The organism is Bradyrhizobium sp. SBR1B, assembly GCF_014198205.1.
GTDB lineage: Bacteria > Pseudomonadota > Alphaproteobacteria > Rhizobiales > Xanthobacteraceae > Bradyrhizobium.
The window spans coordinates 181,541-203,241 of the sequence record NZ_JACIHC010000005.1 but is presented as its reverse complement, the minus strand read 5'-3'; the positions used below and the strand labels follow the sequence as shown (position 1 = coordinate 203,241).

The window sequence follows — 21,701 nt, the reverse complement described above, 5'->3', positions numbered from 1 at the left end:
CAGCGAGCGCAAGCGGGGAGAAGTAAAAGAAGAACTAATGCGCCTCGTCCCAATTATTCGCGGCGCGCGCATCGACATGCAGCGGCACCGACAGCAGCACCGCCGGGAACGGCGCGTCCTGCATCACGTGCTGCACGACCGGCAGCGTCGCCTCGACCTCGGCGTCGGGGACCTCGAAGATCAATTCGTCATGCACCTGCAGCAGCATTTGCGCCGACAGCTTCTTCTCGGCGAGGGCATCCTCCACCCGCGTCATGGCGCGGCGGATGATGTCGGCCGCGGTGCCCTGCAGCCGCGCGTTGATCGCGGCGCGCTCGTTGAAGGCGCGCACCGAGGCGGTTGAGGCCTTGATGTCGGGATAGTGGCATTTGCGGCCGAACAGCGTGGTGACGTAGCCATTCTGCCGGCAGAAATCGCGCGTCTCGTCCATATAGGCGCGGATGCCGGGGAAGCGCTCGAAATATTTCTTGATGTAGGCCGAGGCCTCCTCGCGGGCGATGCCGAGCTGGTTGGCGAGGCCAAAGGCCGAGATGCCGTAGATGATACCGAAATTGATCGCCTTGGCGCGGCGGCGGATCTCGCTCGGCATGCCCTTGATCGGCGCGCCGAACATTTCCGACGCCGTCATGGCGTGAATGTCGAGACCGTCGCGGAACGCCTGCTTCAGCACGGGAATGTCAGCGATCTCCGCCAGCAGCCGCAGCTCGATCTGCGAATAATCGGCGGACACCAGCTTGTGTCCCGGTGTCGCAATGAAGGCGCGGCGGATTTTTCTGCCATCCTCGGTGCGCACCGGAATGTTCTGCAAATTCGGCTCGTTCGACGACAACCGGCCCGTCGTCGTCGCAGCCAGCGCGTAAGTCGTGTGCACGCGATGGGTCTGCGGATTGACGTAGGTCGGCAGCGCGTCGGTGTAGGTCGATTTCAGCTTCGAGACCTGGCGCCACTCCAGGATCTTCTTCGGGAAGTCGTGGCCCTGCTCGGCGAGCTCGTCGAGCACCTGCGCGGTGGTCGACCAGGCCCCGGTCTTGGTCTTGGTGCCGCCTGACAGTCCCATCTTGCCGAACAGGATGTCGCCGATCTGCTTCGGGCTGCCGACATTGACCGGCTCGCCCGCGATCTCCTGGATCTCGGCCTCGACGCGCGCTGCGGTCTGGGCAAAGTCGCCGGACAGGCGCGACAGCACCTGGCGGTCGATCGAGATGCCGCGCCGCTCCATGCGCGCAAGCACCGCGACCAGCGGCCGCTCCAGCGTCTCGTAGACCGCGGTCATGTGCTCGGCGACGAGGCGCGGCTTCAGCACGCGCCAGACGCGCAAGGCGACGTCGGCGCTTTCGGCCGACAGCGCCGCGGCCTTGTCGATCGGCACCTGGTCGAAGGTGATCTTGCCCTTGCCGCTGCCGAGCAGCTCGCTCTCCTTCAGCATGGCGTGTCCGAACCAGCGCTCGGACAGCGATTCGATCGCATGCGAGCCGCGGCCGGCATCGAGCACGTAGGAGATCAGCTGCGCATCGTCGGTGTTGCGCAAGGTGATGCCGTGCTGCGCCAGCATGACGGCGGTGAATTTGAGGTCGAAGCCGATCTTGATAATGCCCGCCGATTCCAGCACCGGCCGCAGCGCTTCGATCGCATCCGTGTGCTTGATCTGATCCGGCGCAAGGCCGGCGTCGAACAGGCCGGCGCCGCCGCCGGACTGCTTGTGCGCCAGCGGCAGATAGCAGGCCTCGTTCGGCGCCAGCGCCAGCGCGATGCCGCAGAAATCGGCCTGCATCGGATCGATCGAGTTTCCGCGGATTTCGACCGCGACATGACCGGTATCGTGGATGCGCGCGATGAAGGCGTTGAGCTCCTTGAGCGACTTGATCGTTTGATATTTGGCGCGATCGACCGGAAGCTTGCGCAGCGCCTCTTCGCGCGCGGCGGCCAGCGAGATCGGGGCGCCCTTCGCGCTCGCAGCCTTGTCCTCCTTGCCCGCTGACTTGTTGGGCTCTTTCGCCCGGGCTTGCGCCGACGTATCGCCGCCCGGCGCAGGCACGACATCCGAGGGCGGCAGCGTCGTGAACACGCTGGCGCCGCTGGCATAGCCAGGGTCGGCATCGACATTGGCGGGATCGATTTGCGAATATTCGGCGACGCGCCGCGTCAGCGTCGTGAATTCCATGGCTTTCAGGAAGGCGACCAGCTTGCGTGCGTCGGGCTCGTGGACCACGAGGTCGTCCAGCGGCACCTCGAGGTCGACCTTGTCGTCGAGTAGCACGAGCTGCCGCGAGATCCGCGCTTTCTCGGCATTCTCGAGCAGCGCCTCGCGCCGCTTGGGCTGCTTGATCTCGCCGGCGCGGAACAACAGTTGATCGAGGTCGCCATATTCGGTGATCAGCTGCGCCGCCGTCTTGATGCCGATGCCGGGCACGCCGGGCACGTTGTCGGTGGAATCGCCGGCCAAAGCCTGCACCTCGACGACCTTGTTCGGCGGCACGCCGAATTTCTCGATCACCTCGGGGATGCCGATGCGGCGATCCTTCATGGTGTCGTACATGGTGACGCAATCGGTGACGAGCTGCATCAAATCCTTGTCGGAGGACACGATGGTCGCGCTGGCGCCGCGCTCGCAGGCCTGTCGCACATAGGTTGCGATCAGGTCGTCGGCCTCGAAGCCCACTTGTTCCAGGCAGGGCAGGTCGAAGGCGCGGACCGCCTCGCGGATCAGCGCAAATTGCGGGATGAGATCGTCAGGCGCCGGCGCCCGGTGGGCCTTGTACTCGGGGTAGATCTTGTTGCGGAACGTGACCTCCGACTTGTCGAAGATGATCGCGAGGTGCGTCGGCCGGTTGTCTTCCGGCATGTCGCGCAGCAGCTTCCACAGCATGTTGCAGAAACCGAGTACGGCGTTGACCTGCAGGCCGTCGGACTTGCGGTTCAGCGGCGGCAGCGCGTGATAGGCGCGGAAGATGTAGCCGGAACCGTCGACCAGGAAGACGTGGTCGCCCTTGCCGGCCGCCTTTGCTGCAACCGGTTTGGCAGCAGCTGGCGCGGCGGGCTTGGTGTCGGCGCCGGCCTTGGGCGCGGCAGCCTTGGTGTCAGCTTTGGCGGTCGTCTTCGGGGATGTTTTGGGCATGGCCGCAATGTATGAATTTTTGCGGGCTTTGACAGCCTTGGGAGGGGGATTTTTGGCTTGCTGGTGCCACTATCCCCCGCTGTCATTCCCCGCGGAAGCGGGGAATCCAGTACGCCGCGGCCTATCGGTCGACAACGACTGCTTCTGGAATACTGGGTCGCCCGGTCAAGCCGGGCGACGACTGCGAGAGCGTGACTACTCCGCCGCCTGCAATCGCACGCCAGCCTTCTTTGGCGCGATCCAGAAGGCGTCCGGCCGTTCGAACAGGAAGCGGGCATTGAACAGCAAGGCGCCCCGCCAGATCGCGAGCGCTCCGACCACGCCGACAATGGTGACGATTAGCGACACCGTGCCGATATCGGGAATGATGCCGGTGCGCAGCAGCAGCGTCCGCGTCGCCGCCATCGGCAGGAAGAAAGCGAGATAGATCACGATCGAATGCTCGCCGCAGAAGCGGAAAAAGTTTAGCCATTGCGCGCGCGCGAGCAGCGTGCCCATCGTGATGATGGCGCAGGCACCGGCAAAGCCGAGCACGAGCGAGACGATCTTCCATTCGCTGGCCCCCGACCCGACCAGGCCGGCATTGACCAGCACCCAGGTCGCGAGCGCTGCGAGCGCAAGGGCGGGATGTTTCCGCGCGCGATCGGACAGCGCGAACACGTAAGGTGCGAACAGATAGCCCGAATAGAAATAGACGAAGCGTGAGCAGAACTCGTCGATCGCGGTCCAGCCGGTCGAGATCCGGGCCGTCTCCAGGGCGGCGGCGACCAGCCAGATCGCGAGCGGCGGGAATTTGCGTGTCAGTTTTGTGACGATGAAGAAGACCGGCAGCAGATAAATGAACCACAGCGTGCCGAACGGCTCGATGAAGGATTCAAGATACAGGAGGCCAACGTGATGCCAGCTGGACTCCGCCGCGAAAGCCGGCGCCTTGAAGCCGAACTGGATCGTCACCCAGACGACATAGAAATAGGCGAAATGCACCACCTTGCGGTCGAGATAGGTTCGCCAGTCCCGATCGATCACCAGCGGCAGGAACAGGCCCGAGATCAGGAAGAAATCCGGCATCCGGAACGGCTTTGCGAAGGCCACGGCGACATGCATGAAACCGGTCTCGCCGGCGGCGAGCTCGACCCCCAGCACCGAATGCATCATCACGACCATGATGATGCAAATGCCTTTAGCGTAGTCGATCCAGTCGACACGCGCGGCAGAAGGGGCTTGGCTGCCTCCGCTCCCTGCGATTGTGCCAGATGGTGCCATGGTGTCTCTTTTCGAGGCGCGTTCCGCCCGTCCTGTTCGGGGGCGGGGCAGTGTGGGGCCTGCACGGTTTCCGACTTCTTTACCGGTTCAATTCCCATGCCGCTTTTTTGCCTGCGGACTGTTCCCTCCCCTCGGGAAAATGCTAAACCGCCCCGTGTCGGGGTTTCGTTAACCAATCTAAAACAGGGATTTTCATGCGCATCGCGATGATCGGCACGGGTTACGTGGGACTGGTGTCCGGAGCCTGCTTTGCTGATTTCGGTCACGACGTCACCTGCGTCGACAAGGACGAGAAGAAGATCGCGGCGCTCCATCGCGGCGAGATCCCGATCTACGAGCCCGGGCTCGACGAGCTGGTTGCGACCAACGTCAAGGCCAAGCGGCTCGACTTCACCACCGATTTGTCCAAGCCGGTCGCCGATGCCGATGCCGTGTTCATCGCGGTCGGCACGCCGTCGCGCCGCGGTGATGGCCACGCCGACCTCTCCTATGTCTACGCCGCAGCGAAAGAGATCGCGCGGTCGCTCACCGGTTTCACCGTCGTGGTGACGAAGTCGACCGTGCCGGTCGGCACCGGCGACGAGGTCGAGCGCATCATCCGCGAGGCCAATCCCAACGCCGACGTCGTGGTCGCCTCGAACCCCGAGTTCCTGCGCGAAGGCGCGGCGATCCGCGACTTCAAGTTTCCCGATCGCGTCGTGGTCGGCACCTCCGACGAGCGCGGCCGCAAGGTGATGGGCGATATCTACCGTCCGCTGTCGCTGAACCAGGCGCCGCTGATGTTCACGGAGCGTCGCACCGCCGAAATGATCAAATATGCCGCGAACGCATTCCTCGCGACCAAGATCACCTTCATCAACGAGATCGCCGATCTCTCCGAGAAGGCCGGCGCCAACGTCCAGGAGGTCGCGCGCGGCATTGGCCTCGACAACCGCATCGGCACCAAATTCCTGCATGCCGGTCCCGGGTTCGGCGGCTCGTGCTTCCCGAAGGACACCAAGGCCCTGATCAAGATCGCTCAGGATTACGACGTCTCCTTGCGCATCGTCGAATCCGTGCTGGCCGTGAACGAAAATCGCAAGCGCGCGATGGCGCGCAAGGTGAGCCAGGCGCTCGGCGGCTCGCTGCGCGGCAAGACCATTGCGGTGCTCGGCCTCACCTTCAAGCCAGACACCGACGACATGCGCGATGCGCCGTCGATCCCGCTGGTGACGGGCCTGATCGACATGGGCGCGAAGGTCAAAGCCTTCGATCCCGTCGGCATGGAGCAGGCCAAGGGCGAGCTGCCCGATATCACCTATTGCGAGGACGCCTATTCCTGCGCGCAAGGCGCTGATGCGCTCGTCATCGTCACCGAATGGGTGCAGTTCCGTGCGCTCGATCTCGACCGGCTGAAGAGCGTCATGGCGCAGCCCGTGGTCGTCGACCTGCGCAACATCTACCGCCCCGAGGACATGGAAGCCGCCGGCTTCACCTATGACAGCATCGGCCGGCCGCCTGTGCAGGGCTGATCGCCACACACGATTGTCATACCCCGCGAAGGCGGGGTATCCAGTAATCCCGATCTTCGTGATGATCGGGATCTGAGTTGACTGGATCACCCGCCCGGCGCGCAAGGCGGGTGATGACGGATGCGAGATCTTGCCCCGCAGTTTCGACACGCCCCTCCCGATCGATGCCGTGCTCGACGATTTGTCGCGCACGCTGGAGTCCAACAATGCCGCCGTGCTGGTGGCGCCGCCCGGGGCCGGCAAGACCACGCGCGTGCCGCTGGCGCTGCTCGATGCGCCCTGGGCGAAGGACAAGAAGATCATCGTGCTGGAGCCGCGGCGCATCGCGGCGCGCGCCAGCGCCGACCGCATGGCCAAATCGCTGGGCGAGCGCGCCGGCGAGACCGTCGGCTACCGCGTCCGGTTCGGCTCGAAGATCTCGCGCACCACGCGCATCGAGGTGGTGACCGAAGGCATCTTCACCCGCCAGATCCTCGACGATCCCGAGCTGTCAGGCGTTGCCGCCGTCCTGTTCGACGAATTCCACGAGCGCTCGCTCGATGCCGACATGGGCCTGGCGCTCGCCCGTGACGCCCAAACCGGCCTGCGCGAAGATTTGCGCATCCTCGTGATGTCGGCCACGCTCAATGGCGCGCGCGTTGCAAAGCTGCTTGGCGATGCGCCCGTCGTCGAGAGCGAGGGTCGGGCCTTCCCCGTCGAGACGCGCTATCTCGGCCGCAAGGCGGATGTGCCGATCGAGCGGCAGATGGCGGATGCGATTGCATCCGCGCTGCGTGCCGACAGCGGCTCCGTGCTGGCGTTCCTGCCCGGCGCCGCCGAAATCCGTCGCACCCAGAATTTCCTCAGCGAGCGCGTGCAGGACGCCAGCATCGAGATCGTGCCGCTGTTCGGCGCGCTCGATGCCGCCGTGCAGGATCGCGCCATCGCGCCCGCGCCCAAGGGCACGCGCAAGGTGGTGCTGGCGACGTCGATCGCGGAGACCTCGTTGACGATCGAAGGCGTGCGCATCGTGGTCGATTCCGGGCTTGCCCGCGTGCCGCGCTATGAGCCTGACATCGGGTTGACGCGGCTCGAGACCGTGCGCGCCGCGCGCGCGGCAGTGGATCAGCGCCGCGGTCGCGCCGGCCGTACCGAGCCAGGTATCTGCTACCGGCTCTGGGACGAGCCGCAGACGGCTTCACTCGCGCCGTACACGCAACCGGAAATTCTCAGCGCGGATCTCTCCTCGCTGGTGCTCGATCTCGCGCAATGGGGCGTCAGCGATCCTGCCGCGCTGTCGTTCCTCGATCCGCCGCCGGCGCCCGCTTGGAAGGAGGCAAAAAGCCTGCTCTCCGAGCTCAACGCACTCGATGGCGATGGCCGCATCACCGCAGAGGGAAAAAGCCTGCGTGCACTGGCGCTGCCGCCGCGGCTGGCGCGCATGATCGTGGATTCGCATCGCGCAGGCGAGGGCGAAGCCGCCGCCGAGATCGCGGCCATCATCACCGAGCGCGGGCTTGGCGGTGACAGCGTCGATCTCGAGCACCGGCGCGATCAATTCCGCCGCGACCGCTCGCCGCGCGCCGGCAGCGCCCGCGATCTGGCACGGCGCTGGGCCTCGCAAGTGGCGGCTTCGGAGAAGGCGGGACCGCAGGATGATCTTTCGACGGGTTTGATGCTCGCCTATGCGTTCCCGGACCGCGTCGCGCGCAATCGCGGCAATGGCAGTTTCGTGCTTGCCAACGGTCGTGGCGCTGCCGTCGAGCAGACCTCCTCGCTCGCCCGCGCGCCCTATATCGCGATTGGCGAGATGACGGGAACGGCGGCGAGCGGGCGCATCCTGCTCGCTGCGCAGATCACTGAGAGCGAGATCGAGCGGCATTTCGCCGAGCATATCGAGAGCGCCGACGAGATCTCGTTCGATCGCGGGGCGATGGCGCTGCGCGCGCGGCGCAAGCGCGTGCTGCACGCGATCACGCTGTCCGAGGCGACACTGGCCGTGTCGCCCTCCGAGGACACCGCGCGCATTTTCGCGGATGGATTGATCGCCGCCGGCCTTGATCGGTTGCCCTGGTCGAAGGCTGCAAAGCAATGGCGCGACCGGGTGATGTTCCTGCGCAAGGCCGAGGGCGACAGCTGGCCAGACCTGTCCAACGAGGGATTGATCGCGCGCCGCGACGACTGGCTGGTGCCGGCGCTCTACGACAAGATCGCACTCAAGGACGTCTCGCCCGGCGATCTCTCCGACGCGCTGATGGCGCTGCTGCCGTGGGAGATGCGCGCGCGGCTCGAGCGCGAGGCGCCGACGCATTTCGAGGCGCCGACAGGAAGCGTGCTCGCGATCGACTACGAGGCCGAGCAGGGGCCGACCATCGCGGTGCGGCTGCAGGAATTGTTCGGCCTCAACAGCCATCCCTCGATCGCGGCCGGCAAGGTGCCGCTGGTGCTGGAATTGCTGTCGCCGGCGCAGCGCCCGGTGCAGGTGACGCGCGACCTTCCCGGTTTCTGGCGCGGCAGCTATGCCGCGGTCCGTTCCGACCTGCGCGGCCGCTATCCCCGTCATCCCTGGCCGGACGATCCGGCCAGCGCAGTGCCGACCCGACGCGCCAAGCCGCGCGGAACGTGAGGGCGCGTTAACCGTCCGCTCATCCTTTTCGTCAAAATAGCATCGCTCTGGCCGCAGCAATGCTCGCGGCCTGGCGTGTCGCGTGTTGAAATCGGGCTTTCCGGCACGGAAGTGGTGTGATGCGTAACATTATGATCATCGCAGCCGTCATGATCGGCCTCGGCACCTTCATGGCGCAGATGGCGGACAAGATGAGCTCCGCCTCCGCAAGCTCGGTGCCGCGCACCACAGTCGCCGTCGCGGCGACTGCACCCGCCGGGGGCCGCAGCCTTGCCATTTCCCGCGATGGCCGCGGTCATTTCCAGACCGAGGGCCGGATCGACGGCCAGCGCATCGGCTTTATGCTCGACACCGGCGCCTCCGTGGTTGCGCTGAATGAGACCTCGGCCGCCCGCTTCGGCCTGCGTCCCTCGCGCGGCGATTACAACGCCACCGTCTCCACCGCGAACGGCACCATCAAGGCCGCGCGCACCCGTATCGCGATGCTCGAGGTCGGCGGTCTGGTCGTGCGCGACGTCGATGCCATGGTGCTGCCCGACGAGGCGCTGTCGGAGAACCTGCTCGGCCTCTCCTTCCTCTCCCGCCTGAAGCGCTTCGAATATTCCAACGGCCAGATGGTGCTGGAGCAATAGGCGGAGCCTTTCGCGATCAAGCGCGTTCCATTTCAAGATAGCTATTTGCCTCGACCGCCCTCGCGGTAACGTTTCTTCGTTACCAAACTGCCGCAATTATCGGCCATAAGCCTTCATTCCCGCCTTCCGCTGCGGCCTGGCATTCGCTAAGGCTGCATCAATTCCTGCCCTTTTTCACGAGACCGTCTCAATGTTCCCCAAGCCGAAATCCGTATTGCTGCCCAACACCTACGCCTTCGAATCCGAGCCGATGGTGAAGCCCACGGGCTTTCGCGAATACGACGCGCGCTGGTTGTTCCAGAAGGAAATCAACCTGATGGGTGTGCAGGCGCTCGGCATGGGGCTGGGCGCGCTGATCGCCGAACTCGGCATCAAGCAGGAGATCGTCACTGGCCACGACTTCCGTGGCTATTCGGCCTCGATCAAATACGCGCTGATCTCCGGCCTGATGGCGGCCGGCTGCAAGGTGCACGACATCGGCCTCGCTGTGACGCCGATGGCCTATTTCGCGCAGTTCGATCTCGACGTGCCCGCTGTTGCGATGGTGACCGCCTCGCACAATGACAATGGCTGGACCGGTGTGAAGATGGGCGCCAACCGTCCGCTGACCTTTGGCCCCGACGAGATGACGCGGCTGAAGGAGATCGTGCTGGGCGCCGAATTCAAGAACAAGGCCGGCGGCTCCTACCAATTCCACGAGAACTATCCGGCGCGCTACATCGCCGATCTCACCTCTCGTTCGAAGCTGAAGCGCAAGCTCAAGGTCGTTGCGGCCTGCGGCAACGGCACCGCCGGCGCCTTCGCGCCGCAGGTGCTGGAGGCGATCGGCTGCGAGGTGATCCCGCTCGACACCGAGCTCGACCACACCTTCCCGAAATACAATCCAAATCCCGAAGACATGGAGATGTTGCACGCGATCCGCGATGCGGTGCTGCATCACAAGGCCGATGTCGGCCTCGGCTTCGACGGCGACGGCGACCGCTGCGGCGTCGTCGACAATACCGGCGAGGAGATCTTTGCCGACAAGGTCGGCGTGATGCTGGCGCGCGACATGTCGGCGATCCACAAGGACGCGCAGTTCATCGTCGACGTGAAATCGACCGGCCTGTTCGTCACCGATCCGGTGCTGCAGAAGCAGGGCGCGAAGGTCGCCTATTGGAAGACCGGCCATTCCTACATGAAGCGCCGCACCAACGAGACCGGCGCGCTGGCAGGCTTCGAGAAGTCCGGCCACTTCTTCTTCAACAAGCCGTATGGACGCGGCTATGACGACGGCCTGGTGTCGGCGATCGCGATCTGCGACATGCTCGACCGCGCGCCGGGCAAGTCGATGGCGGACCTGAAGAACGCGCTGCCGAAGACATGGTCGTCGCCGACCATGTCGCCGCATTGTGCCGACGAGACCAAATACGGCGTCATCGACCAGGTGGTGAAGCACTTCGAAGGCTTGCAGGCCAAGGGCGCCAAGATCGGCGGGCAGGCAATCCGCGATCTCGTCACCGTCAATGGCGTGCGCGTCACGGTCGAGGACGGCAGCTGGGGCCTGGTGCGCGCCTCCTCCAACAAGCCCGAGCTCGTCGTCGTGGTCGAGAGCCCGGTCTCCGAGCAGCGCATGCACGACATGTTCGAGATGGTGAACAGCGTGCTGCGCACGCATCCCGAGGTCGGCGAGTACAATCAGAAGATTTGAGGTTGCTCGAGTGAGGCACGATCCGTGCCTGTCTCTCCGCTGTCATTCCCCGCGAAAGCGGGGAATCCAGTACGCCGCAGCTTCTCCGTATCCAATCGCTGTCTCTGAAATACTGGATCGCCCGGTCTTCGCCGGGCGATGACAGCGTCTGTGTGGCGCGACCTACGCCGCCACCACCGCCGGGATCGGTAGCGCGGTGACCGACTTGATCTTCTCCATCGCGAAGCGCGAGGTGACGTTCTTCAGCGGCACGGCGCTGATCAGCTTCTTGTAGAACACGTCATAGGCCTGCATGTCCGCGACCACGACGCGCAGCATGTAGTCGACGTCGCCGGCCATGCGATAGAACTCCATCACCTCGGGCATGGCGCTGACCGCTTCGGCGAATTTCTTCAGCCAGGCGTCGGAATGATCGGAGCTTTCCACCGAGACAAACACGGAGATGCCGAGCCCGATCTTGTTCTGGTCGACCAGGGCCACCCGCTTCAGGATCACGCCGTCAGCCTCCAGGCGCTGGATGCGCTTCCAGCAGGGGGTCGAGGACAGCCCGACGCGGTCGCCGATCTCGGCGACGGACAGAGAGGCATCCTCCTGCAGAACCATCAGGATCTTGCGGTCGATGGCATCGAGGCGGCGGCTGGTCTCGGGGATCTGGACGGCGACGTCGGTCATTTGAAGAACTTTGTTCCATTTAAGAGGCTGATTTCCCTGATATAGAGAAAATCTTTCCCCAGCAAGCCCATAATCTCGGCTCATCAATGGAATTGCTCTAGGGCCTTCCTCGCAAAAACTCTTCAACTTCAATGCGTTGGGGTGCAACCATGCCACCGCCATGGCGAGTGCATTTCAGTGCTGCCGCGGCCGCGGCGAATCGCAGCGCCTGCCGCACGTCGCCGCTCTCAGCGAGGCCAAGCGTGAAGGCGCCATGAAAGACGTCGCCGGCCCCGAGCGTATCGACCGCCTGGACCGGGAAGGCCGCGGTCTCTTCCAGCTCGCCTGTCTCGTTCAGCCAGATGGTACCGAGCGGGCCGCGGGTTGCGGCAAGTAAGGCCGGCGTCAGCCTGGCCAGGCGTTGCAACGCTTCGGCGTCGTCGGCGATGCCGGCGGTCTCCTGCACCTGCTCGCTGGCGAACAGCAGATGCGAGCCGGCGGTCAGCAGGCCGTCCTGCAACGACATCGCGCGATCGACGCCGACGATGACTGGAATGCCGCGTCGCCTCGCCTCGGCGCAGAGATCAACGCAGAATGAGGCACAACGGCTTTCGACGAGGACGGCGCGGCAGTCGGTCAGCAATTCGTCGGCATTGGGCAACTTCACGCTCCACAGGCCGGGATCGCGATAGATCGTGAGCGTCCGTTCGCCCGAGGGCTCGATCATGATCGCCGAGACCGGCGTGGCCACATCAGGCATGCGCACGATGTGCGTGGTGTCGATGCCCTCCTGCGCCATTTGGTCGAGGATGAAGCCGCTCGACGTCTCTCGCGCATCGCCCATGGGGCCAGCGAAAAAGACGCGGCCACCAAGTCGCGCAATCGCAATCGCGGCATTGAGCGCGTTGCCGCCGCAGATCTCGGCGAGATGGCTGGCGTTGGCCTTGCTGCCGCGCGCCGGCACGGCCTCGACCCGAAAGGTGAGGTCGCGCACGGGAATGCCGATGCAGAGGATGCGCGGCGCGATTCCGGATGCGGCCATCGGCGGTCAGCTCTTGTCGTGCACCCAGCGGCCGAGCAAATGATGGGCGATGGCGAAGGGATGCGGGCCGGCGAGCCCGTCCGGATGCGTCCGCGTCAGCATCAGGGCGGCCTCCTCGCGCGTGAACCAGCGCGCATCCTCCAGCTCCGAGTGATCGACGACGATGTCCTCGCTCACAGCCCGCGCGCTGCATCCGATCATCAGCGACGACGGATAGGGCCAGGGCTGCGTCATGTAATATTGCACGTCGGTGCAGCGGATCCCGGATTCTTCCAGGATCTCGCGGCGCACCGCGTCCTCGATGGTCTCGGCGGCCTCGACGAAGCCGGCGAGGCACGAATACATCCCTGCCGGAAACTGCTTCTGGCGGCCGAGCAGGCACTTGTCGCCGGAGGCGACGTGCATGATCACGACAGGGTCGGTCCGGGGAAAATGCTCGGCCTTGCAAGCCGGGCACTCGCGCTTCCAGCCGCCTTCCTTCATCGCGCTGCGAGAGCCGCAATTGGCGCAATAGCCATGGCGCTGGTGCCAACCGACCATCGACTTCGCCATCGCGATCGCCGACAGCTCCTCGGGCGGAATCGCGCCCTGCATCGCCATGCCGCGCAGCTCGGTCACGGTGTAGTCCTCGCGTCCGACCAGCTTCTCGGCCGCGGCCTGCGACAGGCCCATGCCGAACATCGCGGCGCCGTCCCGCAGCCCCAGGAAGATCGTGCCGGGATTGGCGCCGCACTTCAGCGCCTCGTCGATCGAGAGCAGCGCGCGAATCTTGTCGCCCTCGCGCTTGATCAGGAGCGAGTCACGGTAAACGACATAAGCGCGCGAGGAGGGCTTCTGCTCCATCGCGAACAGCTTTTGGTCGTCGCGGCGCAGATGCGCGGCGCGATCGAGGATGTTGGTGACGAAGGCCGGCTGTCCCAGCGGAAATGCGTTGAATGCTGACATTATCGTTCTTTCAACCCAACCAGATCTTGCGGCGAAGCGCGCTGATGAAATTCTGAACCTCTGCGGCGTCATGCGCCAATGGCGGCATCACGCCCCAGACCGGCCGCGGCCAGGCCGCATCGCTGGTGCGCCGCGCGATGATGTGGACGTGAAGCTGCGGCACGAGGTTGCCGAGCGCCGCGACATTGAGCTTGTCGCACCTGGTGATCTCCTTCAGCGCGCGCGAGACGCGGGAGATCTCCGTCATCAGCTGCGCCTGCTGTACCTCGTCGAGATCGATGATCTCGACCGCGTCGGGCCGCCGCGGCACCAGCAGCAGCCAGGGATAATGCGCGTCCTTGATGACCAGCACCTTCGACAGCGGCAGATCGCCGATGTCGATGGTGTCCTCTTTCAGGCGGGAGTGCAGCGTCCAGGCGGGTTCGGGCATGAAGGTTTCCGGATGGCCCGATGGGGTCGGGCGTGTTTGGCCCGACCATACGATAGGGAGTTGGCAAGGGGAAGGATGGCGCCCCGCTCTTGCTGCATACACGGTCGTCGTTTGAAGCGTCGTTCCGCGGTACAACGACCTATGTTCATCGTTAGATCACGCGGTACGGGTCCCGGCGTTCGCCGGGACGACAGCGGAGTTTGTAGCTGCGACCGCAGGCTCACGCCTCCGCCAGCACCCTTGCATTGGCGCGGATCGAGGCCTCGCTGACGCGAATGCCGAGGCCGGGACCGTCGGGCACCACGACATGGCCGGCGCGGTTGGCGACGCGCTCCTCCAGCACGTCCTCGGTCAGCACATGATGGGGCATGTAGAATTCGCAGCCGAGCGAAATGCCCGGCGTTGCCGCGATCAGCTGCGTGCCGGCGGCTAGGCCAATGCCGCCTTCCCACAGCGTGCCGCCATAGCCGGGCAGGCCGGCGATGTCGGCGATGGCCATGATCGCCTGCGCCTCGAACAGGCCGCCGGCCTTCATCAGCTTGATCGAAACGGCGTCGGCCGCCTCGCGGCGCACCACTTCCATCATGTCGCGGCGGTCGAAGCAGCTTTCGTCGGCAAGCACGGGCGTTTCCAGCGCCGCGGTGAGCTGGGCCATCACGTCGAGATATTTGCGCGGCACCGGCTGCTCGATGAAGGTCGGCGCGAACTCTTCGACGTCGCGCAAAATCTTGATGGCGCCGAATGGCGCGAGAGCCTGGTTGTAGTCGACGCGCAGATCGACCTTGTCGCCGAACTCCTTTCGGATCGCTTCGAGATGATCGAGATCCTCACGATGCGGCTTCACGCCGGTCTTGACCTTGTAGATGACATTGCCGTCCGGAACCATCTTTCGCATGCGCTCGAGATCGGCGGCGAAATCCGGATCGGCGATGGAGAAGGAGAGGGGAATGGTGTCGCGCACGCGGCCGCCGAGGAGGTCGGCGACCGAGAGCCCCGACGATTTGCCGACGATGTCGAGCAGCGCCATCTCGATGGCGACCTTGGCTTCGGCATGGCCGACCAGCGCGCGGTCGAGCTCGGCCATCAGTGCGCGGATGCGGCGCACCGGCGTGCCGAGGACGATGGGACGCAAGTAGATATCGAGCGCGGCGAACGCGGCTTCCGGCGTTCCCGTGAACACTTCCCACGGCGCCGCCTCGCCCCAGCCGACCACGCCGTCGCTCGCGGTGAGCTCGATCAGCACGCGCTTCACCGTGCCCTTGACGTTGCCGACGCCCTGCAGGCGCGCCATCTTGATCGGGCTCTCGATCAGGAACAGCCTGAGACGTTCGACGGTTGCTTCGCTCATGTCAGGCCTCCATTGACGTGCCAGACCTGGCCGGTGACGTAGGATGCTTTTGGGGATGCCAGGAAGGCGATGATCTCGGCGACCTCTTCCGGTCGCCCGCGGCGGCGCATCGGGATCAGCGCTTCGGTCGCGGCGATCTGCTCGGGCGACAGCCGGCTCTCGCTCGGCTTGTCCTTGACGATGAGGCCGGGCGACACCGCGTTGACGGTGATGCCGTCGCTGGCGAGCTCGATCGCGGTCAGTCGCACCAAGGCTTCCAGCGCGGAACGGCTTGCGGCCGTTGCCGCGAACGGCGCGAATTCGGGCCGGATCGCGTGCGCAACGAAGGAGGACACGGCGACGATCCGTGCATCTTCCCCTGCGCGCAGCAGTGGGAGCGCCGCTTCGACCATTCGCGTGAAGGCCAGCGCTGACTCATCCATCGCCTGCCGGAATTGATCGGCCGGCGTGCCGATCGCGCTGCCGCGGCGGGCATGGCCGCCGACCAGGATCAATCCGTCGAGCCGGCCGAAGGCGGCTTTCGCAGCGGCGATGGCGTCGGTGGCCGCGCTCTCCTCGGCGAGATCGCCAAGGCAACTTGCCGCCACGGCGCCCTTCGCTTCAATGTCCGCCGCGGTGGCTTGAAGACCTTCTGCGTTCGATCGCGTCTGGAGCAGAAGCCCTACGCCCGGCGCGGCGAGCAGTTTGGCGGTGGCGCGGCCGATGCCGCTGGCGGCACCGGTGACGAGATAGACGCGGTTGATATCGGACATCACGATGCCGTTGTGGCTGGCGGCAGCGCGCCGGTGCGGTGGAAATGGCTGAGGAAAGCGCGGGTGGCGGCTTCCCTGGGATTGTCGATCACCTGCCGCGCGGGGCCTTCTTCGACCACGACGCCATCGCGCATGAAGATGAGGCGGTCGGCGACCTCGCGAGCAAAAGCGATCTCGTGGGTTACGATCACCATGGTCATGCCTTCGGAGGCCAGTTGCTGGATCACATTCAGCACCTCACCGACCAGTTCGGGATCGAGCGCCGAGGTCGCCTCGTCGAACAGCATCACGTCAGGCTCCATCGCGAGCGCGCGCGCAATCGCGACGCGCTGCTTCTGTCCGCCGGACAGCGTCGCCGGATATTGGTCGGCCTTCTCCGCAAGCCCCACCTTGGCGAGTTGCGTCCGCGCAAGCTTTTCGGCGTCGGCCTTGGCCATGCGCCGCACCGTGACCGGTCCCTCCATCACGTTCTCAAGCGTCGTCATGTGCGGGAACAGATTGAAATGCTGGAACACCATGCCGGTGGTGGCGCGGAATTTTGCCAGCGTCTTCACGTCGGGCGGCTTCGCACCGTCACCGAACGCAAAGTGGGTGTCGCCGACACGAACGCTGCCGCCATCGGGCACGACCAGCAGATTGATGCAGCGGAGCAGAGTCGACTTGCCCGAGCCTGATGGCCCGATCAGCGCGACGACACCGCCCTTGGCGACGCCGAGATTGATGTTCTTCAAGACCTCGTTGCTGCCGAAGCTCTTGCGCAGGCTCCGGATCTCGATCTTTTGCGTCTCGCTCATTCGCTGACCGCCAATCGCTTCTCGCCGCGGCGGACGAGGATGGTGAGCGGGATCAGGATCGCCGCATAGGCGACCGCGACCGCGGTGTAGGTCTCCAGAGGCCGGTAGCTGTCATGGGCGGCGACCTGGCTCTGATAGACGAGGTCAGGCACCGCCAGCACCGAGACCAGCGAGGTGTTCTTGAACTGGATGATCGACTGGTTCATCAGCGCCGGGATCATGCGCTTGATGGCCTGCGGCAGCACGATGCGCCGCATGGTCTGGATCGGCGTCATGCCCAGCGCGGCGCCGGCTTCGGACTGCCCGCGGTCGATCGAGATGATGCCGCCGCGGATGATTTCCGAATAGAACGAGCCGCCATAGAGCGAGAGCGCCAGCGCCGAGGCCGTGATCGGTGTCATCTCGACGCCGGCGAGGATCGGCAGCGCGTAATAGAACCAGATCAGCTGCACCAGGATCGGCGTGCAGCGAAACGCCTCGATGAAGGTGAGGGCGAGCAGGCGCAGCGCCTTGAAACGCGACAGGGTGCCGAACGCCCCAAACAGGCCGAACAGCAGCCCGCACACGACGATGACCACGGTGAAGCCGACGGTGACGCCAAGCCCGTTGAGAAAGAGCCAGCGATAGCTCCAGAGGATGCCGAAGTCCCACTGATACATGTGTGTCTTTACTCAGCCGGCGAAAAGCTTGGAACGGTGTCGCGTCGTTCTGGGTGCACCTCTCCCGCTTGCGGGGGAGGTCGACGCGCTCGGCAGCGCACTTGCGCGCCAGAGCGCGGCGGGTGGGGGCTCTCTCCTCTGGGGGAGTCTCTTTGTGGAGAGACCCCCACCCCACCCCACCCCACCCCAACCCTCCCCCGCAAGCGGGAGAGGGGGCAGAGCGGAGTGCGCGGAGATAGCCAGCCTAACCTTACCGGTTGTTACAGCGAAACGCCCGGCGGAATGTCCGCTTCGGTCACGCCCACTAGCTCCATGTTTGTGATGATCGCGTTGCGGATGAAGCCGAGGCCCTTGTTGAAGTCGATCCAGGTGTTGACGTAGTCGCGCCAGGTCTTGTCGGTCTCGCGGCGGAAGCCGGCATTCGACGTCGTCGCGAAGATCGGCGTCGGCAACACGAGCTGGCCGAGCGAGGGGTTCTTCTTCAGCACGGTCAAGGACAGCATGGTGATCAGGCACTGCGCGTCGACGCGGCCGGTCTGCAGCGCGGCGGTGGCATCGTCCGCGGTCTTCAGCCGCGTGATCTGCGCCTTCGGTGTCAGGCGGCTGACGACCTGATCGTGCGAGGAGCCCTGGTCGACCGCGATCTTGATGTCGGGCGAGTTCAGCTCGGCCCAGCTCTTCGGCTTGAAGTCCTTCTTGCAGAGGATGGCGAAGGCGTTGTTGAACACCGGCACCGAGAAGTCGACGACCAGCGCGCGCTTCGGGGTCGGGTTGAGGCCGAAGAAGATGTCGATCTTGTTGGCCTGTAGATCGAGCACCGAATTGCCCCAGGTGGTCTCGGTGATCTCGAGCTCGGCCTCCATGTCGTCGGCGAGCCCCTTGGCGATGTCGATGTAGAAGCCCTTCCACTGACCGCTGGAGAGATCCTTCATGTAATAGGGCGCGCCGCCGCCGACCGCGCCGATCCGCATCTTCTTGGTCCGGCGGATCCGGGCGAAGGTCGATTCGTTCGGATCGGCGGTCTGGGCCACGGCGGGCGAAGCCAGCGCGGCCGCGGTCATCGCGCCAAGTCCGACAATCGATGCAACATCACGACGTGTAACCATTGGGATCAATCGCTTTTCTGGTTGGGGCAGGTTCCGGCAGGTTCATACCAAGGTCGCACTTTCAGTGAAAGCACAGCCTATCGGCTGGGCAGATCGGCAATTGCCCGGATGCTGGGCAGGCGTCGTCGATCAAGGGCGATCGCCGCTTGCTTTCCGCCCCTTTTGGCCCCAAATAGGGACCGGGAGATTGGCGGTGGACGAGCCACTCGCCAACCGGGTCAGGTCCGGAAGGAAGCAGCCCTAACGAGGTCCGGATCGGGTCGCTCGTCAGTCTCCTACCTGTTTTTCGAGCGAACCAGCGCCGGCGGCACCGGCCGCCAGCGCGCTCCTTTCCGCAAAAGCCGGCCAAGAGACATTTCATTGCGGATCGACCGATGACCGACGCTGGCGCCCCTCCCAACCCCGACAGCGCCGGCTCGGGCAACGCGCCCTACCGGGTGCTGGCGCGCAAATACCGTCCCTCCAGTTTCGACGATCTGATCGGCCAGGAAGCGGTGGTCCGCACCGTCTCCAATGCGTTTGAGACCGGGCGAATTCCGCAGGCCTGGATCCTCACCGGCGTCCGCGGCGTCGGCAAGACCACCACTGCGCGCATCCTGGCCCGTGCACTCAACTACGAGATGCCGGATGGTTCGGTGAAGGGCCCGACCATCCACATGCCGACCCTGGGCGTGCATTGCCAGGCGATCATGGAAAGCCGGCACATGGACGTGCTGGAGATGGACGCGGCCTCGCACACAGGCGTTGACGACGTCCGCCAGATCAATGACAGCGTGCGCTACGCGCCGGCCAGCGCGCGCTACAAGGTCTACATCATCGACGAAGTCCACATGCTGTCGACGGCGGCGTTCAACGCCTTCCTGAAGACGCTGGAGGAACCGCCGGAGCACGCCAAATTCGTGTTCGCGACGACCGAGATCCGCAAGGTTCCCGTCACCGTGCTGTCGCGCTGCCAGCGTTTCGACCTGCGCCGCGTCGAGGCCGACGTGCTGATGAAGCACCTCGCCAATATCGCCGCGAAGGAAAGCGTCGAGATCGAGCCGGAGGCGCTCGGCATCATCGCGCGCGCCGCCGAAGGCTCGGTGCGTGATTCGCTGTCGCTGCTCGATCAAGCCATTGCCCATGCGGCAGGCACGGTGAAGGCCGACGCGGTCAGGCAGATGCTGGGGCTCGCCGACCGCACCCGCGTCATCGACCTCTTCAATTCGCTGGCGCGCGGCGATATCGCCGCCGCCTTCAAGGAGTTCCGCGACCAGTACGACGTCGGCGCCGATCCCATCGTCGTGCTCTCGGACCTTGCCGAATTCGTCAATTTCGTCACCCGCGTGAAGGTCATTCCGGCGATTGCCGACAACGTCGCCTATGGCGAGACCGAGCGGGTTCGCGCCAAGGAGTTCGCCTCGAAAATCTCGATGCGCGTGCTGTCGCGGATGTGGCAGATGCTGCTCAAGGGCATCACCGAGGTGCAGGCCGCAACGCGCCCGGCTGCGGCCGCCGAGATGGTGTTGGTGCGCATCGCCTATGTCGCCGACCTGCCGACGCCGGACGAAGCGATCAGGATGCTGGAGCAGAACGGCGGCGGCTCGCCGGCCGCGAGCGGCGGCGGCGCTGCACGCAGCGTACCGGCCGCGCCGACGGCCTCCGCAGCGCCTGTTCGCATGCCGACCTCGTCGCCTTCATTTGGCGGTGGTGGTGCGCGGCCGCAGATGGCCGCACCTGCGCCGGATCCGCAAGGCGCGGCGCCGGCGTTGCGCATCACGAGCTTCACCCAGCTCGTCGCGCTGGCCGGGCAGAAGCGCGACATCATGACCAAGAGCGCGCTCGAAGGCGACATGCGCCTCGTCCGTTTCGAGGAGGGCCGGCTGGAGGTCGCGCTCGAGCCGAACGCCTCCAAGACCATGATCTCCGAGCTCGCGAGGAAATTCGAGCTGTGGACCGGCCGCCGCTGGACAGTGATTGTCTCCAACGAGCAGGGCCAGCCGACGCTGCGCTCGGTGAACCAGGCGGCGAAGCAGGAGCATGCCCGTACCGCGGAGGCCGATCCGCGCGTGCGGGAGGTGCTGTCGCGATTCCCCGGTGCCAAGGTTGTCGAGGTCCGCAGGCTTGCCCCCGAGACGCCGGAAGCCAATATAAACGCTGACTATGGCAGTGACGATCCGCCCGACGGTTCCGACGGCGACGATCTCTGAGCCCATCTTTTTCCAAGGACGAGCACCGATGGCTGATTTTCTCGGCATGATGAAGCAGGCGGCGCAGCTGCAATCCAAGATGCAGGAGATGCAGGAGCAGCTGGGCAATGTGGAAGTCGAGGGCATCTCCGGCGGCGGCCTCGTCGCCGTGCGCATGACCGCGAAGATGGACGTGAAGGGCATCAAGATCGACCCCTCGCTGATGAAGCCGGAAGAGCGCGAAGTGCTCGAAGATCTGCTCGTCACCGCGCTCAGTGATGCCCGCCGCAAGGCGGAGACCGCGATGCAGGAGAAGATGCAGTCGCTGACCGGCGGTCTCGGCCTGCCGCCGGGGTTGTTCGGCCAGTAAGATGGGCGCGGTTGCAGGTCCCGAAATCGAGCGGCTGGTGCAGCTTCTCGCGCGACTGCCGGGCCTCGGTCCGCGCTCGGCGCGGCGCGCGGCGCTGCATCTGATCAAGAAGCGCGAAGCGCTGATGATGCCGCTGGCCTCGGCCATGCAGGTCGCGCTCGACAAGGTCCAGGTCTGCAAGACCTGCGGCAACATCGATACGCAAAATCCCTGCACCGTCTGCACCGATCCCAAGCGCGATGACGCCATCATCGTCGTCGTCGCCGACGTCGCCGATCTCTGGGCGCTGGAGCGCGCCAATGCGACCCAGGGTCGCTATCATGTGCTGGGCGCGACATTGTCGCCGCTCGACGGCGTCGGCCCGCAGGATCTGACCATCGACGCGCTGGTCGCGCGCGCACATGATTCTCGGGTGCATGAAATCATCCTGGCGCTGAATGCGACGGTAGACGGCCAGACCACGGCGCACTACATCACCGACCTGCTTCAGGACGCCAACGTAAAAGTAACCCGGCTGGCCCATGGTGTGCCTGTCGGTGGCGAGCTTGATTATCTCGATGAAGGTACGCTATCGGCCGCGATGCGGCAGCGTACCCTGTTCTAGCCATCCAGACTTTACG

Annotated in this window: 18 protein-coding genes and 1 other RNA gene; 8 read left to right on the top strand and 11 right to left on the bottom strand. The window is 65.1% G+C overall.

Annotated elements, in window-relative coordinates:
• Positions 1–34: 34 nt before the first annotated feature.
• Positions 35–3,115: a DNA polymerase I gene (gene polA, locus GGD61_RS15665; protein ID WP_092251755.1), complete on the bottom strand. Its 3,081-nt coding sequence runs from the start codon at positions 3,113–3,115 to the stop codon at positions 35–37.
• A 195-nt stretch (positions 3,116–3,310) separates the two neighbouring features.
• Positions 3,311–4,378: an acyltransferase family protein gene (locus GGD61_RS15660; protein WP_092251757.1), complete on the bottom strand. Its 1,068-nt coding sequence runs from the start codon at positions 4,376–4,378 to the stop codon at positions 3,311–3,313.
• 194 nt (positions 4,379–4,572) lie between these two features.
• Between GGD61_RS15660 and GGD61_RS15655 the strand changes: the two genes are divergently transcribed.
• The 4 genes from GGD61_RS15655 (at position 4,573) to GGD61_RS15640 (ending at position 10,816) form a co-directional block, all read left to right on the top strand.
• Positions 4,573–5,889 (top strand): UDP-glucose/GDP-mannose dehydrogenase family protein, encoded by a 1,317-nt coding sequence (locus GGD61_RS15655; protein WP_018320803.1) that lies wholly within the window; start codon positions 4,573–4,575, stop codon positions 5,887–5,889.
• A gap of 130 nt (positions 5,890–6,019) precedes the next feature.
• Positions 6,020–8,494, top strand: a complete 2,475-nt coding sequence (gene hrpB, locus GGD61_RS15650; protein WP_177236869.1) for an ATP-dependent helicase HrpB — start codon at positions 6,020–6,022, stop codon at positions 8,492–8,494.
• 119 nt (positions 8,495–8,613) lie between these two features.
• Entirely contained in the window at positions 8,614–9,126 is a 513-nt protein-coding gene (locus tag GGD61_RS15645) for a TIGR02281 family clan AA aspartic protease (protein WP_183230883.1), read from the top strand.
• A gap of 190 nt (positions 9,127–9,316) precedes the next feature.
• Positions 9,317–10,816 (top strand): phosphomannomutase/phosphoglucomutase, encoded by a 1,500-nt coding sequence (locus GGD61_RS15640; protein ID WP_092251761.1) that lies wholly within the window; start codon positions 9,317–9,319, stop codon positions 10,814–10,816.
• 162 nt (positions 10,817–10,978) lie between these two features.
• On the opposite strand, the gene GGD61_RS15635 is transcribed toward GGD61_RS15640, so the two are convergent.
• The 9 genes from GGD61_RS15635 to GGD61_RS15595 all read right to left on the bottom strand — a co-directional run bounded on the left by GGD61_RS15635 (position 10,979) and on the right by GGD61_RS15595 (position 18,543).
• On the bottom strand, positions 10,979–11,488 hold the full coding sequence (locus GGD61_RS15635; RefSeq protein ID WP_018320799.1) for an Lrp/AsnC family transcriptional regulator: 510 nt from the start codon (positions 11,486–11,488) through the stop codon (positions 10,979–10,981).
• Between the two features lie 97 nt (positions 11,489–11,585).
• Positions 11,586–12,509, bottom strand: coding sequence for a sugar kinase (locus GGD61_RS15630; RefSeq protein ID WP_092251763.1), 924 nt, complete (start codon positions 12,507–12,509; stop codon positions 11,586–11,588).
• Between the two features lie 6 nt (positions 12,510–12,515).
• Positions 12,516–13,454 (bottom strand): NAD(+) diphosphatase, encoded by a 939-nt coding sequence (gene nudC / locus GGD61_RS15625; RefSeq protein ID WP_092251765.1) that lies wholly within the window; start codon positions 13,452–13,454, stop codon positions 12,516–12,518.
• A 10-nt stretch (positions 13,455–13,464) separates the two neighbouring features.
• Positions 13,465–13,884, bottom strand: coding sequence for an HIT domain-containing protein (locus tag GGD61_RS15620; protein ID WP_177236871.1), 420 nt, complete (start codon positions 13,882–13,884; stop codon positions 13,465–13,467).
• Between the two features lie 220 nt (positions 13,885–14,104).
• Positions 14,105–15,232 (bottom strand): muconate cycloisomerase family protein, encoded by a 1,128-nt coding sequence (locus GGD61_RS15615; protein ID WP_092251767.1) that lies wholly within the window; start codon positions 15,230–15,232, stop codon positions 14,105–14,107.
• Positions 15,229–15,984 carry an SDR family NAD(P)-dependent oxidoreductase gene (locus GGD61_RS15610; RefSeq protein WP_092251769.1) on the bottom strand — a complete coding sequence of 252 codons (756 nt, stop codon included), beginning with the start codon at positions 15,982–15,984 and terminating at the stop codon, positions 15,229–15,231. Before GGD61_RS15610 ends, GGD61_RS15615 begins: the two co-directional genes overlap by 4 nt.
• A complete protein-coding gene (locus GGD61_RS15605) occupies positions 15,984–16,778 on the bottom strand; it encodes an amino acid ABC transporter ATP-binding protein (RefSeq protein ID WP_092251771.1) in 795 nt (264 codons plus the stop codon). Before GGD61_RS15605 ends, GGD61_RS15610 begins: the two co-directional genes overlap by 1 nt.
• Positions 16,775–17,437: an amino acid ABC transporter permease gene (locus GGD61_RS15600; RefSeq protein WP_028140846.1), complete on the bottom strand. Its 663-nt coding sequence runs from the start codon at positions 17,435–17,437 to the stop codon at positions 16,775–16,777. Before GGD61_RS15600 ends, GGD61_RS15605 begins: the two co-directional genes overlap by 4 nt.
• Positions 17,438–17,697: 260 nt before the next feature.
• Entirely contained in the window at positions 17,698–18,543 is an 846-nt protein-coding gene (locus GGD61_RS15595; RefSeq protein ID WP_028140845.1) for a transporter substrate-binding domain-containing protein, read from the bottom strand.
• 182 nt (positions 18,544–18,725) lie between these two features.
• On the opposite strand from GGD61_RS15595, the gene ffs reads away from it, so the two are divergent.
• From ffs to recR, 4 genes are all read left to right on the top strand, one after another.
• Positions 18,726–18,822: signal recognition particle sRNA small type (gene ffs / locus GGD61_RS15590), an RNA gene on the top strand.
• 95 nt (positions 18,823–18,917) lie between these two features.
• Positions 18,918–20,732 carry a DNA polymerase III subunit gamma/tau gene (locus GGD61_RS15585; protein WP_092251773.1) on the top strand — a complete coding sequence of 605 codons (1,815 nt, stop codon included), beginning with the start codon at positions 18,918–18,920 and terminating at the stop codon, positions 20,730–20,732.
• 28 nt (positions 20,733–20,760) lie between these two features.
• Positions 20,761–21,081: a YbaB/EbfC family nucleoid-associated protein gene (locus GGD61_RS15580; RefSeq protein WP_018320789.1), complete on the top strand. Its 321-nt coding sequence runs from the start codon at positions 20,761–20,763 to the stop codon at positions 21,079–21,081.
• A 1-nt stretch (position 21,082) separates the two neighbouring features.
• Positions 21,083–21,685, top strand: coding sequence for a recombination mediator RecR (recR, locus tag GGD61_RS15575; protein ID WP_018320788.1), 603 nt, complete (start codon positions 21,083–21,085; stop codon positions 21,683–21,685).
• Positions 21,686–21,701: the final 16 nt, after the last annotated feature.

Excerpts from the sequence above, each read along its gene's own strand:
- polA (WP_092251755.1), bottom strand. The coding sequence starts at position 3,115 with ATGCCCAAAACATCCCCGAAGACGACCGCCAAAGCTGACACCAAGGCT.
- GGD61_RS15660 (WP_092251757.1), bottom strand. The coding sequence starts at position 4,378 with ATGGCACCATCTGGCACAATCGCAGGGAGCGGAGGCAGCCAAGCCCCT.
- GGD61_RS15655 (WP_018320803.1), top strand. The coding sequence starts at position 4,573 with ATGCGCATCGCGATGATCGGCACGGGTTACGTGGGACTGGTGTCCGGA.
- GGD61_RS15645 (WP_183230883.1), top strand. The coding sequence starts at position 8,614 with ATGCGTAACATTATGATCATCGCAGCCGTCATGATCGGCCTCGGCACC.
- GGD61_RS15640 (WP_092251761.1), top strand. The coding sequence starts at position 9,317 with ATGTTCCCCAAGCCGAAATCCGTATTGCTGCCCAACACCTACGCCTTC.
- GGD61_RS15635 (WP_018320799.1), bottom strand. The coding sequence starts at position 11,488 with ATGACCGACGTCGCCGTCCAGATCCCCGAGACCAGCCGCCGCCTCGAT.
- GGD61_RS15630 (WP_092251763.1), bottom strand. The coding sequence starts at position 12,509 with ATGGCCGCATCCGGAATCGCGCCGCGCATCCTCTGCATCGGCATTCCC.
- nudC (WP_092251765.1), bottom strand. The coding sequence starts at position 13,454 with ATGTCAGCATTCAACGCATTTCCGCTGGGACAGCCGGCCTTCGTCACC.
- GGD61_RS15620 (WP_177236871.1), bottom strand. The coding sequence starts at position 13,884 with ATGCCCGAACCCGCCTGGACGCTGCACTCCCGCCTGAAAGAGGACACC.
- GGD61_RS15615 (WP_092251767.1), bottom strand. The coding sequence starts at position 15,232 with ATGAGCGAAGCAACCGTCGAACGTCTCAGGCTGTTCCTGATCGAGAGC.
- GGD61_RS15610 (WP_092251769.1), bottom strand. The coding sequence starts at position 15,984 with ATGTCCGATATCAACCGCGTCTATCTCGTCACCGGTGCCGCCAGCGGC.
- GGD61_RS15605 (WP_092251771.1), bottom strand. The coding sequence starts at position 16,778 with ATGAGCGAGACGCAAAAGATCGAGATCCGGAGCCTGCGCAAGAGCTTC.
- GGD61_RS15600 (WP_028140846.1), bottom strand. The coding sequence starts at position 17,437 with ATGTATCAGTGGGACTTCGGCATCCTCTGGAGCTATCGCTGGCTCTTT.
- GGD61_RS15595 (WP_028140845.1), bottom strand. The coding sequence starts at position 18,543 with ATGGTTACACGTCGTGATGTTGCATCGATTGTCGGACTTGGCGCGATG.
- GGD61_RS15585 (WP_092251773.1), top strand. The coding sequence starts at position 18,918 with ATGACCGACGCTGGCGCCCCTCCCAACCCCGACAGCGCCGGCTCGGGC.
- GGD61_RS15580 (WP_018320789.1), top strand. The coding sequence starts at position 20,761 with ATGGCTGATTTTCTCGGCATGATGAAGCAGGCGGCGCAGCTGCAATCC.
- recR (WP_018320788.1), top strand. The coding sequence starts at position 21,083 with ATGGGCGCGGTTGCAGGTCCCGAAATCGAGCGGCTGGTGCAGCTTCTC.